The sequence below is a fragment of the Pseudomonas botevensis genome (assembly GCF_019145475.1).
GTDB lineage: Bacteria > Pseudomonadota > Gammaproteobacteria > Pseudomonadales > Pseudomonadaceae > Aquipseudomonas > Aquipseudomonas botevensis.
The window spans coordinates 234821-249058 of sequence record NZ_JAHTKI010000009.1 but is presented as its reverse complement, the minus strand read 5'-3'; the positions used below and the strand labels follow the sequence as shown (position 1 = coordinate 249058).

12 protein-coding genes are annotated in these 14238 nt (G+C 62.3%); all 12 read right to left on the bottom strand.

The features are described 5' to 3' along the window. Nucleotides 1-14 precede the first annotated feature (14 nt). Nucleotides 15-791, bottom strand: a complete 777-nt coding sequence (locus KVQ74_RS14220) for an SDR family oxidoreductase (RefSeq protein WP_217831715.1) — start codon at nt 789-791, stop codon at nt 15-17. Beyond that, the gene (locus KVQ74_RS14215; RefSeq protein WP_217831714.1) at nt 788-1999 is read right to left on the bottom strand and encodes an O-succinylhomoserine sulfhydrylase; all 1212 of its coding nucleotides are present in this window, start codon (nt 1997-1999) and stop codon (nt 788-790) included. The genes KVQ74_RS14220 and KVQ74_RS14215 overlap by 4 nt, the downstream gene beginning before the upstream one ends. Nucleotides 2000-2080: 81 nt before the next feature. Then, nucleotides 2081-3586, bottom strand: a complete 1506-nt coding sequence (gene purF / locus KVQ74_RS14210) for an amidophosphoribosyltransferase (protein ID WP_217831713.1) — start codon at nt 3584-3586, stop codon at nt 2081-2083. 41 nt (nt 3587-3627) lie between these two features. After that, the gene (locus KVQ74_RS14205; protein WP_186552365.1) at nt 3628-4188 is read right to left on the bottom strand and encodes a CvpA family protein; all 561 of its coding nucleotides are present in this window, start codon (nt 4186-4188) and stop codon (nt 3628-3630) included. Between the two features lie 98 nt (nt 4189-4286). After that, on the bottom strand, nt 4287-4961 hold the full coding sequence (locus KVQ74_RS14200) for an SPOR domain-containing protein (protein WP_217831712.1): 675 nt from the start codon (nt 4959-4961) through the stop codon (nt 4287-4289). Continuing rightward, nucleotides 4945-6252, bottom strand: a complete 1308-nt coding sequence (folC, locus tag KVQ74_RS14195) for a bifunctional tetrahydrofolate synthase/dihydrofolate synthase (RefSeq protein WP_217831711.1) — start codon at nt 6250-6252, stop codon at nt 4945-4947. The genes KVQ74_RS14200 and folC overlap by 17 nt, the downstream gene beginning before the upstream one ends. Next, a complete protein-coding gene (accD, locus tag KVQ74_RS14190; RefSeq protein ID WP_217831710.1) occupies nt 6249-7169 on the bottom strand; it encodes an acetyl-CoA carboxylase, carboxyltransferase subunit beta in 921 nt (306 codons plus the stop codon). The genes folC and accD overlap by 4 nt, the downstream gene beginning before the upstream one ends. Nucleotides 7170-7369: 200 nt before the next feature. Beyond that, nucleotides 7370-8002 carry a phosphoribosylanthranilate isomerase gene (locus KVQ74_RS14185; protein WP_217831709.1) on the bottom strand — a complete coding sequence of 211 codons (633 nt, stop codon included), beginning with the start codon at nt 8000-8002 and terminating at the stop codon, nt 7370-7372. Nucleotides 8003-8065: 63 nt separating this feature from the next. Further along, nucleotides 8066-8890, bottom strand: coding sequence for a tRNA pseudouridine(38-40) synthase TruA (gene truA / locus KVQ74_RS14180; protein ID WP_217831759.1), 825 nt, complete (start codon nt 8888-8890; stop codon nt 8066-8068). 196 nt (nt 8891-9086) lie between these two features. Then, on the bottom strand, nt 9087-11720 hold the full coding sequence (locus tag KVQ74_RS14175) for a FimV/HubP family polar landmark protein (RefSeq protein ID WP_217831708.1): 2634 nt from the start codon (nt 11718-11720) through the stop codon (nt 9087-9089). Nucleotides 11721-11928: 208 nt separating this feature from the next. Then, entirely contained in the window at nt 11929-12939 is a 1011-nt protein-coding gene (locus KVQ74_RS14170) for an aspartate-semialdehyde dehydrogenase (protein ID WP_217831707.1), read from the bottom strand. A 159-nt stretch (nt 12940-13098) separates the two neighbouring features. Next, the gene (gene asd / locus KVQ74_RS14165) at nt 13099-14211 is read right to left on the bottom strand and encodes an aspartate-semialdehyde dehydrogenase (protein ID WP_011333354.1); all 1113 of its coding nucleotides are present in this window, start codon (nt 14209-14211) and stop codon (nt 13099-13101) included. Between the last annotated feature and the right edge of the window lie 27 nt (nt 14212-14238).

The following is a 14238-nucleotide window of genomic DNA, read 5'->3' as shown; positions in this document are numbered from 1 at the left end:
GGTTAAAGCGCGATCTACTCGCTGTAAATCATCTTCTTGGTCATGCCGCCGTCCACCACGAACTCCTGGCCCGTGACGAAACCGGCATTCTTCGACAGCAACCAGGCGACCATCGCCGCCACATCTTCGACCGTCCCTACCCTGCCCGCGGGATGCTGGGCATGATCGATCTCGGTCAGCGGTTCAGCGCGACGCGCCGAAGGATCCCGCGCATCGATCCAGCCCGGACTGACGGCATTGACGCGAATCTCCGGCCCCAGGCTGATCGCCAATGCATGGGTCAGCGCCAACAGGCCACCCTTGCTCGCCGCATAAGCCTCGGTATCGGGTTCAGACTGCGCCGCGCGGGTCGACGCCAGATTGACGATCGCCCCGCTGTGCGCCCGCAGATAAGGCGCACAATGCTTGGCCAACAGCATCGGCCCGGTGAGATTCACCGCCAGCACTCGATTCCAGTAAGCCAGATCAAGGCTCTCCAGCGTGATGTTGTGCGGATCGGCCACCGCCGCGTTGCACACCAAGGCATCCAGACGACCAAACTGCCCCAGCACTTCGGCCACGCCCACTTTCACCTGATTCTCGTCAGCCACGTCCATCGCGACAAACCAGGCGTTTTCGCCCAGTAGCTTCGCCACTTTCGAGCCACGCGCACGATCCAGGTCACTCAGCACCACCTGCCAGCCTTCACTGATCAGCCAGGCTGCGATCCCCAGACCGATACCGCGAGCGGCCCCCGTGACCAGCGCAACGCGGCCATGGGTGCTCGCATTGGGAGAAGACAACTCGATCACAACGCCGCCAGACCGCGCGACAGGTCCGCTTGCAGGTCTGCCACGTCTTCCAGACCGACCGCAATGCGGATCAGGCTGTCACGGATACCCGCCGCTTCCCGCTCCTGCGGCGCCAGGCGACCGTGGGAGGTGGTGCTCGGGTGCGTGATGGTGGTTTTGCTGTCACCGAGGTTGGCGGTGATCGAAATCAGTCGGGTCGCATCGATAAAGCGCCAGGCGCCCTCTTTGCCGCCCTTGACTTCGAAACTCACCACGGCGCCGAAGCCCTTCTGCTGGCGCTGGGCCAGTTCGTGCTGCGGATGGCTCTTGAGACCCGCGTAATGCACCTTCTCGATGCCGTCCTGCTGCTCCAGCCATTCGGCCAGTTGCTGGGCGTTGGCACAGTGCGCCTTCATCCGCAGGTTCAGGGTTTCCAGGCCTTTGAGGAAAATCCAGGCATTGAACGGGCTCAAAGTCGGCCCGGCGGTACGCAGGAAGCCGACGACTTCTTTCATCTGCTCGCTGCGACCGGCAACCACACCACCCATGCAACGGCCCTGGCCGTCGATGAACTTGGTCGCCGAATGCACAACGATGTCCGCGCCGAGTTTCAGCGGTTGCTGCAACGCCGGGGTGCAGAAGCAGTTGTCGACCACCAGCATCGCGCCTTTGCCGTGAGCGATTTCCGCCAGTGCGGTGATGTCCACCAGCTCGGCCAGCGGATTGGATGGCGACTCGACGAAAAGCAGTTTGGTATTGGACTTGATCGCCACATCCCAGGCCGACAGGTCCGCCAGCGGCACGTAGTCGACTTCCACGCCGAAACGCTTGAAGTACTTCTCGAACAGACTGATGGTCGAGCCGAATACGCTGCGCGACACCAGCACATGATCGCCGGCGCTGCACAGGCTCATCACCACCGCCATGATCGCGGCCATGCCAGTCGCGGTGGCGACAGCTTGTTCAGCGCTTTCCAGCGCGGCGATGCGTTCTTCGAATGCACGCACGGTCGGGTTGGTGTAACGCGAATAGACGTTGCCCGGCACTTCACCGGCAAACCGCGCGGCAGCGTCGGCGGCGGTACGGAACACGTAGCTGGAAGTGAAAAACATCGGATCACCGTGCTCGCCTTCCGGCGTACGGTGCTGACCGGCACGTACGGCCAGGGTATCGAACGCTACGCCTTCGAGGTCGCTGTCCAGCCGACCGGCATCCCATTCCTGACTCATGCTGTCACTCCTTGCCCTGTTCTCGAAAATTGAAAGTCTTTTTGCCAGATACAAAACCGGCCCCTCAGGGCCGGTAGTCACTCAGTTGTTGTACAGGTCGATGATCGCGCTGACCGCCTGCGTCTTGACCTTGGAGGCATCGTTACGCGCCTGCTCGATCTTGTTCAGGTAGGCCTCGTCGACATCACCGGTGACGTACTTGCCGTCAAACACCGCGCAATCGAACTGCTCGATCTTGATCTTGCCGCCGCCGACCGCTTCGATCAAGTCAGGCAGATCCTGATAGATCAGCCAGTCCGCGCCGATCAGATCAGCCACGTCCTGGGTCGAACGGTTGTGCGCGATCAGCTCGTGGGCGCTCGGCATGTCGATGCCGTACACGTTCGGGAAGCGCACAGCCGGGGCTGCGGAGCAGAAGTAGACGTTTTTCGCGCCGGCTTCGCGGGCCATCTGGATGATCTGCTTGCACGTGGTGCCACGCACGATGGAGTCGTCCACCAGCATCACGTTCTTGCCACGGAACTCCAGCTCGATGGCGTTGAGCTTCTGGCGTACCGATTTCTTGCGCGCGGCCTGGCCCGGCATGATGAAGGTACGACCGATGTAACGATTCTTGACGAAACCTTCGCGGAATTTCACACCGAGGTGGTTAGCCAGCTCCAGCGCGGCGGTGCGGCTGGTGTCCGGGATCGGGATGACCACGTCGATATCGTGCTCTGGACGCTCGCGCAGGATCTTCTCGGCCAGTTTCTCACCCATGCGCAGACGGGCCTTGTAGACCGACACGCCATCGATGATCGAGTCCGGACGCGCCAGATAGACGTGTTCGAAGATGCATGGGGTCAGGGACGGGTTGGTCGCGCACTGACGGGTGTGCAGCTTGCCGTCTTCGGTGATGTAGACCGCTTCGCCCGGTGCCAGGTCGCGGATCAGGGTGAAGCCGAGTACGTCCAGGGAGACGCTTTCGGAAGCGATCATGTACTCGACGCCTTCGTCGGTGTGACGCTGGCCGAACACGATCGGACGGATGCCGTGCGGGTCACGGAAACCGACGATGCCGTAACCGGTCACCATCGCCACCACCGCATAACCGCCAACGCAACGGTTGTGTACGTCGGTCACGGCAGCGAACACGTCTTCTTCGGTCGGCTGCAGCTTGCCGCGCTGGGCCAGCTCGTGAGCGAACACGTTGAGCAGCACTTCCGAATCGGAACTGGTGTTGACGTGACGCAGATCGGATTCGTAGATCTCTTTGGCCAACTGCTCGACGTTGGTCAGGTTGCCGTTGTGCGCCAGGGTGATGCCGTACGGCGAGTTGACGTAGAACGGCTGGGCCTCGGCCGAAGTCGAGCTGCCGGCAGTCGGGTAACGGACGTGGCCGATACCCATGTGGCCGACCAGGCGCTGCATGTGACGTTGTTGAAACACGTCACGCACCAGGCCATTGTCCTTGCGCAGGAACAACCGGCCATCATGGCTGGTCACGATACCGGCAGCGTCCTGGCCGCGGTGCTGGAGCACGGTTAGCGCGTCATACAGCGCCTGATTGACGTTCGACTTACCGACGATACCGACGATGCCACACATGCGACGCAACCCCTACTTAATGGATCTGAACTGAACAACACTCACTGAGGCGTTTTGGCCGACGGCAAGAGTTGCTCCTTGAACGGAATATCAGCGGGTACGCTGATTCCGCTGGCAAGCCACTGACTGCTCCAACCCAGTATCAGGTTTTTGGACCAGTCTGCGACCAATAGAAACTTTGGCACGAGCTGGGATTCTTTCCACCACCCGTCCTGCTGTACCGGCCCCAGGCTCAACAGCCCGACTGCCACGACCACCAGCAACACGCCACGCGCAGCGCCGAAGGCCATGCCCAGGAACCGGTCGGTGCCGGATAATCCGGTGACGCGAACCAGTTCGCCGATAAGATAATTGATCATTGCGCCCACGATCAGTGTGGCGACAAACATGATGGCACAGCCCGCGATCACGCGAGCCGATGGCGTTTCGATGTATCCGGCGAGGTACTCGGACAGTGAGCCACCAAACATCCAGGCAACCGCTCCTGCGATGATCCAGGTCACCAGCGATAACGCTTCTTTGACGAAGCCGCGGCTCAAACTGATCAAAGCGGAGATGGCGACGATTGCAACGATCGCCCAGTCAACCCAGGTAAATGGCACAGTGCAGCCTACAGACGGATAAGGCGGCGCATTTTAGCAGAGCGCAGGGCCGTCGGTAAGCTGCGATTGTCAGTGCATTTCAATCCGGGCGATAGTTTTTAGCCGCGCTCAGGCTGGAAGCGCACGACAAAACCCTTGAGATTCTGCTGACGGCTCAAAAGATCGCGCAGACGATCGGCTTCGGCGCGCTCGATCAGCGGCCCGACAAACACCCGATTCTTGCCCTCGGCGGAACGGATATAGGCGTTGTAGCCCTGGCTGCGCAGGCTTTTTTGCAGACTCTCGGCGCTGGCGCGACTCGACAGACTGGCAAGCTGCACCGACCAGCTCACCGACAGGCCATTGGCGTCAACCCGACTCTGGGTGGTATCAGGCTTGGCGGGAGCCGCAGCAATCGGCTGAGCCGGCGCCGGGATCGGCGCAGGTTTGGCGGCGGGCGCCGGTGCCGGAGCCACCGGTTTTGCGGCCGCAACAGGCGCCGCAGGTGCCGGAGCCGGCGCAGCGGCAATCGGCTTGGACGGCGCAACCTGCTCCGCAACCTCGTCATCAGTCGGCATAGGCTCTTGCGGCAACACTTGCGGTTCCGGCACAGCCACCGTTTCCATCTGGATCTGCGCAACAGCCGGCGCCTGCGGAGCTGCCGGCGCTTCGACCGTCACCTGACGCTGTTCGTCTTCACGGGTAAACAGCATCGGCAGAAAAATCACCGCCAGCGCCACCAGCACCAGGGCACCGACCATGCGCTGCTTGTACGCTTTATCCAGCAAAGCCATTTGCCGCTTCCTCCGTGGAGTGCCGGGCCAGCCATTCGAGGGCCTCGGCGACACAATAAAATGATCCGAACAACAGAATCTCGTCGTCACTGGTCGCCACCGCGCACTGCCCTTCCAGGGCGGCCGCGACGCTGTCGTAAGACGTCACCGAAGCCCCAAGGTTCTGCAATGCTTCATGCAATTCGGCCACCGGACGAGCGCGCGGCGAATCCAGCGGCGCCACGGCCCAGTGCTGGACGCTGGCATTCAGTTCGCCAACGACGCCTGGCAGATCCTTGTCCGCCAGCAGGCCGAATACCGCCAGACGCTTGCCGACCGGAGGTCTGGCCGCCAGACGCCGGGCCAGATACTCCGCCGCATGGGGGTTATGACCGACATCGAGCAGCAGGCTCAGGCGCTTGCCGTTCCACTCGAACGAACGCCGATCGAGGCGACCGACCACGCGAGTGGCTTGCAGAGCCGCAGCAATCTGCCCCGCCTCCCAAGGCAACCCGAGCAGCAGATAAGCCTGCAACGCCAGTGCGGCGTTTTCCATTGGCAGGTCGAGCAGCGGCAAATCGCGCAATTCGACTACGTGGCCGTCAGCATCCGTACCACGCCATTGCCAATGCTGGTCGGTAATCCCCAGGTCGAAATCACGTCCACGCAGGAAGAACGGGCAGGCGAGTTCGCGCGCCTTGTCGAGCAACGGTTGCGGAGGATTCAGATCGCCGCACAGCGCAGGCTTGCCCTGGCGGAAAATCCCGGCTTTCTCGAACGCCACGGACTCACGGGTATCGCCCAGGTAATCGGCATGATCGACGCCAATGCTGGTGACCAATGCGATATCGGCGTCAACCACGTTGACCGTATCCAGACGCCCGCCCAGGCCGACTTCCAGCACCACGGCATCGAGCGCGGACTGTTGAAACAGCCAGAACGCCGCCAGGGTGCCCATTTCGAAGTAAGTCAGGGAGGTGTCGCCGCGCCCGGCCTCGACCGCTGCGAAGGCTTCACACAGCTGGGCATCGGTCGCTTCGACGCCATTGAGCTGCACCCGCTCGTTGTAACGCAGCAGATGCGGAGAATTGTAGACACCAACGCTCAGGCCCTGCGCCCGCAGCAACGAAGCCACGAAAGCGCAGGTCGAACCCTTGCCGTTGGTGCCGGTGACCGTAATCACCCTTGGCGCCGGCTGGCCCAGCCCCATGCGGGACGCTACCTGTTGCGAACGCTCCAGCCCCATGTCGATGGCCGAGGGATGCAACTGCTCAAGGTAGGCGAGCCACTCGCCAAGGGTGCGCTCGGTCATACGTTGGCAGGCACCGGCGGAACGACAATCGGCTCAACCGGAGCGGCAACGAACTTCGGTGTCGGCTGACCGGTCATTTGTGCCAGCAGGTTGCCCAGGCGCGGACGCAGTTCGCGACGGTCGATGATCAGGTCGATTGCACCGTGCTCCAGCAGGAACTCGCTGCGCTGGAAGCCTTCCGGCAGTTTTTCACGCACGGTCTGCTCGATCACGCGCGGACCGGCGAAACCGATCAGGGCTTTCGGCTCGCCGACGATCACGTCGCCGAGCATCGCCAGACTGGCGGAAACGCCACCGTAGACCGGGTCGGTCAGTACCGAAATGAACGGAATGCCTTCTTCGCGCAGACGCGCCAGCACCGCCGAGGTCTTGGCCATCTGCATCAGCGAGATCAGCGCTTCCTGCATGCGCGCACCACCGGAGGCAGCGAAGCAGATCATCGGGCAGCGTTTTTCCAGCGCGTAGTTGGCGGCGCGCACGAAGCGCTCACCGACGATGGCGCCCATGGAACCGCCCATGAAGCTGAACTCGAACGCCGAAACCACCACCGGCATGCCCAGCAGGGTGCCGCTCATGGAGATCAGCGCGTCTTTTTCGCCGGTCTGCTTCTGTGCAGCGGTCAGGCGATCCTTGTACTTCTTGCCGTCGCGGAATTTCAGACGGTCAACCGGCTCCAGATCGGCACCCAGCTCGGCGCGACCTTCGGCATCAAGGAAAATGTCAATCCGCGCACGTGCGCCGATGCGCATGTGGTGGCTGCACTTGGGGCAAACGTCCAGGGTCTTTTCCAGCTCCGGACGATACAGCACAGCCTCGCAGGACGGGCATTTGTGCCACAGACCTTCAGGCACCGAGCTCTTCTTGACCTCCGAACGCATGATCGAAGGGATCAGTTTGTCTACCAACCAGTTGCTCATGCTTTCTTTCTCCAGTACCGGCGGCCCGAACGCTCTGGTTCGCGGCCCCGCGTATGCCCTTCAGCTAAATTCATGTGTGTGGCGATGATCGATGGAACGCCACGGTCAGCGCGAGACATGACCTGCGTGCAACCCCAAAAACCCTCAGCCATGCCTGCTTTGTGCAAGTGCTGTTATGGACGGCGGCAGTCTGCCAGCCGTCACATCGACGACGCGTTACCGCGCACGGCGTTGATGAACGCTTGAATCTTTGCGTGATCCTTGATGCCCTTGCTCGCCTCTACCCCGCCGCTGACGTCCACCGCGTAAGGCCGCACACGGGCGACCGCCTCGGCCACGTTGTCCGGCGTGAGGCCGCCGGCCAGGATCAGCGGCTTGCTCAAGCCTTGCGGAATCAATGACCAGTCGAATGCCTCACCGGTTCCGCCGGGCACGCCTTCGACATAGGTGTCGAGCAATACGCCACTGGCGCTCGGGTAGGCATTGCAGGCGGCGGCGATGTCATCGCCCGCCTTGACCCGCAGGGCCTTGATGTACGGCCGATGCCAGCCTTCGCACTCAGCGGCGGTTTCGTCGCCGTGAAATTGCAGCAGATCCAGCGGCACGGCATCGAGGATTTCCCCCAGCTCGCAGCGACTGGCGTTGACGAACAGCCCGACCGTGGTCACAAACGGCGGCAATGCCTTGATGATCGCTCGCGCCTGCTGCACGGTCACGGCTCGTGGGCTCTTGGCGTAAAACACGAAACCGATGGCGTCGGCTCCGGCTTCGACGGCGGCCAACGCATCTTCTATGCGGGTAATCCCGCAAATCTTGCTGCGAACGGCTGACATGTCGATAAAACCCCAAGGCAAATCCGAGAAAGTCCCGGATGGTAACAAATGGATTGGAGGGCGTCAGCCGTCAAGTTCCGAGAATCCGGTAAGGAAATGTGGCCCGATGAAACGCTCGGGCAACGGGAACTCGTCGTGATACTCGACCTGCACAAGATACAGACCGAAAGGATGGGCCGTGACCCCGCCGGAGCGCCGCTCGCGGCTTTCAAGCACCTCTTTCATCCACTCCACCGGGCGCTCACCGGCACCGATGGTCATCAGCACCCCGGCAATATTGCGCACCATATGATGCAGGAACGCACTGGCACGGATGTCGAGCACGATCATTTTGCCGTGACGGGTCACGCGCAGGTGATGCAGTTGCTTGATCGGCGATTTGGCCTGGCACTGACCGGCACGGAACGCGCTGAAATCATGGGTGCCCACCAGATACTGCGCGGCCTCGGCCATGCGCTCGACATCCAGCGGACGGTGATTCCAGGTGATTTCTTCATTGAGATGCGCCGGGCGGATCTGATCGTTGTAGATCACATAGCGATAGCGCCGCGCGATCGCCTTGAAACGCGCGTGAAAATGCGCCGGCATCACTTTGGCCCAGCTGACGCTGATGTCGTGGGGCAGATTGATATTGGCGCCCATGACCCAGGCCTTCAGCGAACGCTCGACCTGGGTATCGAAATGCACCACCTGCCCGCAGGCATGCACGCCGGCATCGGTACGCCCGGCGCACTGGATCGAAATCGGCGTGTTGGCGACTTTCGACAAGGCTTTTTCCAGGGTTTCCTGCACCGTGGCCACACCCGTGGACTGACGCTGCCAGCCGCTGTAGCGCGAACCCTTGTATTCAACGCCCAGCGCGACGCGGAAAAAGCCTTCGGGCGCCATTTCGGCGGCGGGGTTATCTATGTTTGCCAAGGTGGGACAGCCTGCTGATGTACAAAGGCGGGCATTATAAGGCCGCGGCCTGTGGATGCTAGAAAGTTCTCCGCCGGACGTCCCGGCCTCTTTGTGCGCAAACCCGCCCCCAACAAAAAACGGCAGCCTCGAGGGGCTGCCGTTTTGTTTACTGCCGAACGCAGACTCAAGCCAGGTGCGAAAGCATTTCCTTGGCTTCGCCGCGCTGCTTGTCGTCACCCTCGGTCAGCACTTCGTTGAGGATGTCGCGCGCGCCATCGTTGTCGCCCATGTCGATGTAGGCCTGGGCCAGATCGAGCTTGGTGGCGGCCTCGTCAGTACCGGACAGGAAGTCGAAGTCCTCGTCGTTCAGATCACCACCCAGCGCAGCGTCGGCTTCAGTGAAGCTTGGCTCGGCAATGCTGCTCGACAGGCGATCCAGCTCGGCGTTGACGTCATCCAGCTCCGCCGCGAACGCGTCCGGTTCGGCCGGGGTGGCGTCCATTTCGTCCGCCAGGGACAGATCGAAATCGGCTGGCAGTTCCAGGTCATCCAGCGGCACTTCGGCCACGACTGGCGCCTCGACCGGTGGCAGATCCTTCACGCCTTCGTCCAGATCCAGCAGGAAGTCGTCTTCGGCTGTCAAGGCTGGCGACGGTTCGGCGCCGAGGTCCAGATCCAGGTCGAACTCCGACAGGTCGTCGAGGTTTTCCTTGATCTCGGTCTGCTGTTGCAGCACCGATTCGAAGCTCAGATCATCGTCGGACGGGAATTCGTCCAGCTCGACCGGTGCTTGCGGCTCGACCGCTGCCGGCTCCACCGGAGTGATCTTGTCGAGATCGTCGAGACTCAGGTCGAAGGCGCTGTCCAGCTCGTTGTCCAGAGGCGCAGGCGCTTCAGGCTCGTCGAGCAGCAGCTCCTTGACGTACTCCGCGTCCAGTTCGGCCGCGATGGCAGCGGCCGCCAGACCGCTCGCCGCGACGACCGCCATGGCCGGGAAGCGGGTTTTCAGCTCTTCGACCTTGGCGAAGTTGTCGCCATTGGCAACCAGTTGACGCTCTTGACCGACGAACGCGTCGCGATCACCCTGGCGACCGTAGACTTCCATCAGCTTCAGACGCAGATCGCTGCGCTGCGGCTCAAGGCTGACGCCCTCCTCCAGCAACGCCGCCGCCTGGTTCAGACGACCACCATCGATGTGCGATTGCGCCTTGGCCAGCACGTCGTCGGAACGCTCGGCGGCCGGTGCGACCAGCGGCGCGGCGATCGGCTCGGCCATCACCACCGGGGCAACTACCGGAGCCACCACCGGTGCAGGTGCAGGTGCAGGTGCAGGTGCAGGTGCAAGCTTGACGCTGGCCGCCGGCACTTCCAGACCATCGAAGCTGTCTTCCGGCAGGTCCAGCTCAGGCGAGAAGGATTGCTCCTCCAGGGCACGAGCCATGCGCAGATGCTTCTCGGCTTCCTGCTGAGCCTTGCGGCGACGTGCCAGCAGCAACAACAGCAGCAACAGCACCACCGCGCCACCGCCAACCAGACCCAGCAGAATCGGGTTGGTCAGCAGTTCGTTGAAGGCTTTGTCGTCATCGGCGGCAGGTTTTGTCTCGACCACCGGCTCGACCGGGGCCGGAGCAGCCGCCTCAGGTGCCGGCACTGCCGGGGCCGTTTCAGCCGGCGTGGCGGGTGGAGTGGCGGCCAGTTCGGCAGTGATCGCCGGAACCGTCGGCACGGCTGGCGCAGCAGCGGCCGGGGCGGTGCCCGAACCCTCGGCCTGCATCTTCGCCAATTGATTGTTTTTCAGCTCGATCAGACGCTGCAGCTTGTCCAGCTGGCTTTGCAGATCGGCCATGCGGCTTTTCAGTTCCTCGTTGTCACGACGGGTCGTGTCGAGGCTTTCCTGGGTGACCGCGAGTTTATTACTCAACGCCTTGGCATCGCCGGCCGGGCCTTTGCCACGGCCCTTGGCGCTTTCAGCGGAAACCAGACTCAGGTTGTCCTTGGTGTTTTGCGCGGCACCGGTGTTGCCACGGCCACGCTTGGTAGCGTCCAGTTGTTGCTGCCCAGTGCCCGGTTTGGCCGCATAACGGCGCCCGGAACGCCAGGCTTCGTTCTGCGCCGCCACTTCGGCAATCGCTTTGGACTGCGGCAACGCGGTGCTTTGCACGGCGTCCGGCATCCGCAGCACCTGACCGGTCTTCAGACGGTTGATGTTGCCGTCGATGAACGCATCCGGGTTCAACGCCTGGATCGCCAGCATGGTTTGCTGAATCGAACCGCCAGTACGCGCCTTCGCCGCGATTTCCCAGAGGGTGTCGCGCGGGGTGGTGGTGTGCTGGGCAGGATGGGTGGCACCGGTGGTCGGCGCGGTAATGGTTTGCGACGGCGCAGGCTGGGCGGCGGCATCGGCGGTCTGCGGCGAGAACTTGGACGGATCGAGCAGCACGCTGTAGTCGCGCAGCAGGCGACCATTGGGCCACATGACCTGCACGAGGAATTTCACCATCGGTTCGGACAGCGGCTTGCTCGATGTCACGCGCAGCACGCTTTTACCGCTGGCGTTGAGCACCGGGGTAAAGGTCAGGTCATTGAGAAAGGCCTGGCGATCGACGCCGGCCTTGGCGAAGTCTTCCGGCGAGGCCAGGCTCGGCACCACTTCGGCAGCGGTGAGGTCCTTGACGTCGAGCAGCTCGATTTCCGCCACCAGCGGCTGGTTCAGGGTCGACTTCAGGGTCAGCTCCCCGAGCCCGAGGGCATGCGCCATACCGGAGGACAGCGCCGAGGCGGCCGCTATTGCTAACACCAGTTTGCGAACTTGAACCATAGCCTCATCCTTTGTTTGAACGTTCCTCGGCCAGCGAGAAGATGTTGATTACCGCTGCCGTAAGGCATTGCGCGCGACGACGACAGATGTCGCGCGCGATCATTTCTTTGATGCCCCGGAAAGTCCCGGAGGGTATTACGTTATCGAGTGTTCCGGGCAAGCATAGCGCCCGCCTAGAATCAGTCGACAAATTGTTGCCAAGTATCTTTTACAGCAGGCCTTTTATCAACAACTCGGCCACTTGCACCGCGTTGAGGGCCGCACCTTTGCGTACGTTATCTGACGTCAGCCACAGATTAAGTTCCGCCGGTTCGTCGACACCGCCGCGCACCCGCCCGACATAGACCACGTCCTGCCCCACCGCGTCACCGACCGCTGTCGGATAATCGCCAGCCTCGACCAGCTCGATGCCCGGCGCGTCCTCGAGGGCGGCGTTGACCTTTTCCAGGTCGACCGCGTTCGCTGACTGCAAGGTCACGCTAAAGCTATCGCCAAAAAACACCGGGGCTTGAATGCAAGTCACGGAAATCTTTAATAAAGGTCGGGCCAGCACCTGGCGCAACTCGCGCACCAGACGTTTTTCCAGCAGCGTGTGGCCCTGGGCATCCGGAGTGCCGACCTGGGCCAGCAGGTTGAAGGCCATCTGCCGGTCGAAGAATTTCGGCTCCAGCGGACGCATATTCAGCAATTCGGCGGTCTGGCGCGCCAGCTCGGTCACCCCCTCACGCCCCTGGGCGGAAACCGCCAGATTCGCCGTGACATGCACGTATTGCAGGTCGATCAGTTCGAGCAGCGGCGCCAGCACCACGGCCAGGGTGGTCGCCGACGGGCTTGGGCTGCTGACCTGGAATGGCACGTTCAGTCCATCCAGCACCTGAGCGTTGGCTTCCGGCACCACTTGCGGCGCCTGATCCGCCGGCAACGCACCGGACAGATCGACCAGCGAGCAACCGGCGGCATGGGCACGAGCCGCGTAACTCAGGGTGACGGCCGGACCGGCGGCGAAAAACGCCAGTTTGACCTTGCTGAAGTCGAACTCGTCGACCTCACGTACTCGCACGCTCTTGTTGCGAAACATCACCGAGCTGCCAGCGGACTCGCTGCTGGCCAACAGGTGCAGATTGCCGACCGGAAAGTCGCGCTCTTCGAGAATCTGGACGAGGGTTTCGCCGACCGTACCGGTGGCGCCGATCACGGCAATATCAAGGGTCTGGGTCATGGTGCGGCCTCTGGCGAAACGGGGGGAGCGGCACTTTACCGGCTGAGGGGGATGCAGGCAATTTCTGCCGGGTTTTGCACGGGCTGCACCGGCTCCTTCGCGGACATAAAAAAACCCGCACCTCTTTCAAGGCGCGGGTTCTTTGATTGCTTCAGGCGATCAACGCTCGAGCAGGATCCGCAGCATGCGGCGCAGCGGCTCGGCCGCGCCCCACAGCAGTTGGTCGCCGACAGTGAACGCGCCGACGAATTGCGAGCCCATGTTCAGCTTGCGCAGACGGCCCACCGGAACATTCAGGGTGCCGGTGACCTTGGTCGGACTCAGCTCCTGCATGCTGATTTCGCGGTTGTTCGGCACCAGCTTGACCCAAGGGTTGTGTTGGCTGATCAGCCCTTCGATATCGGCGATCGGCACGTCTTTGTTCAGCTTGATGGTCAGCGCCTGGCTGTGGCAGCGCATGGCGCCGATGCGCACGCAGATGCCGTCGACCGGGATCGGGCTCTTGAAGCGACCGAGGATCTTGTTGGTTTCGGCCTGGGCCTTCCACTCTTCACGGCTCTGACCGTTCGGCAGTTCCTTGTCGATCCACGGGATCAGGCTGCCGGCCAGGGGCACACCGAAGTTTTCGGTTGGATAGGCGTCGCTGCGCATGGCTTCGGCCACACGACGGTCGATGTCGAGGATCGCGCTGGCAGGGTCGGCCAGTTGATCGGCGACAGCGGCGTGGGTCGCGCCCATCTGCTTGATCAGTTCACGCATGTTCTGCGCGCCGGCACCGGAGGCCGCCTGATAGGTCATGGCGCTCATCCACTCGACCAGGCCAGCCTCGAACAGACCACCCAGGCCCATCAGCATCAGGCTGACGGTGCAGTTGCCGCCGATATAGTTCTTGGTGCCCGCGTCGAGCTGTTGGTCGATGACCTTGCGGTTCACCGGATCGAGAATGATGACCGCGTCATCGTTCATCCGCAGGCTCGAGGCCGCGTCGATCCAGTAACCCTGCCAGCCGGCTTCGCGCAGCTTGGGGAACACTTCGCTGGTGTAGTCGCCGCCCTGGCAGGTCAGGATCACGTCGAGGGTCTTCAGCTCTTCAATGCTGTAAGCGTCCTTGAGCGGAGCAATGTCCTTGCCCACGGACGGGCCTTGGCCACCGACATTGGAAGTGGTGAAAAACACCGGCTCGATAAGATCGAAATCCTGCTCTTCCAGCATCCGCTGCATGAGCACGGAACCGACCATGCCGCGCCAACCGATCAGACCTACACGTTTCATCGCAACTACACCTTCTTGAAAAGTGGG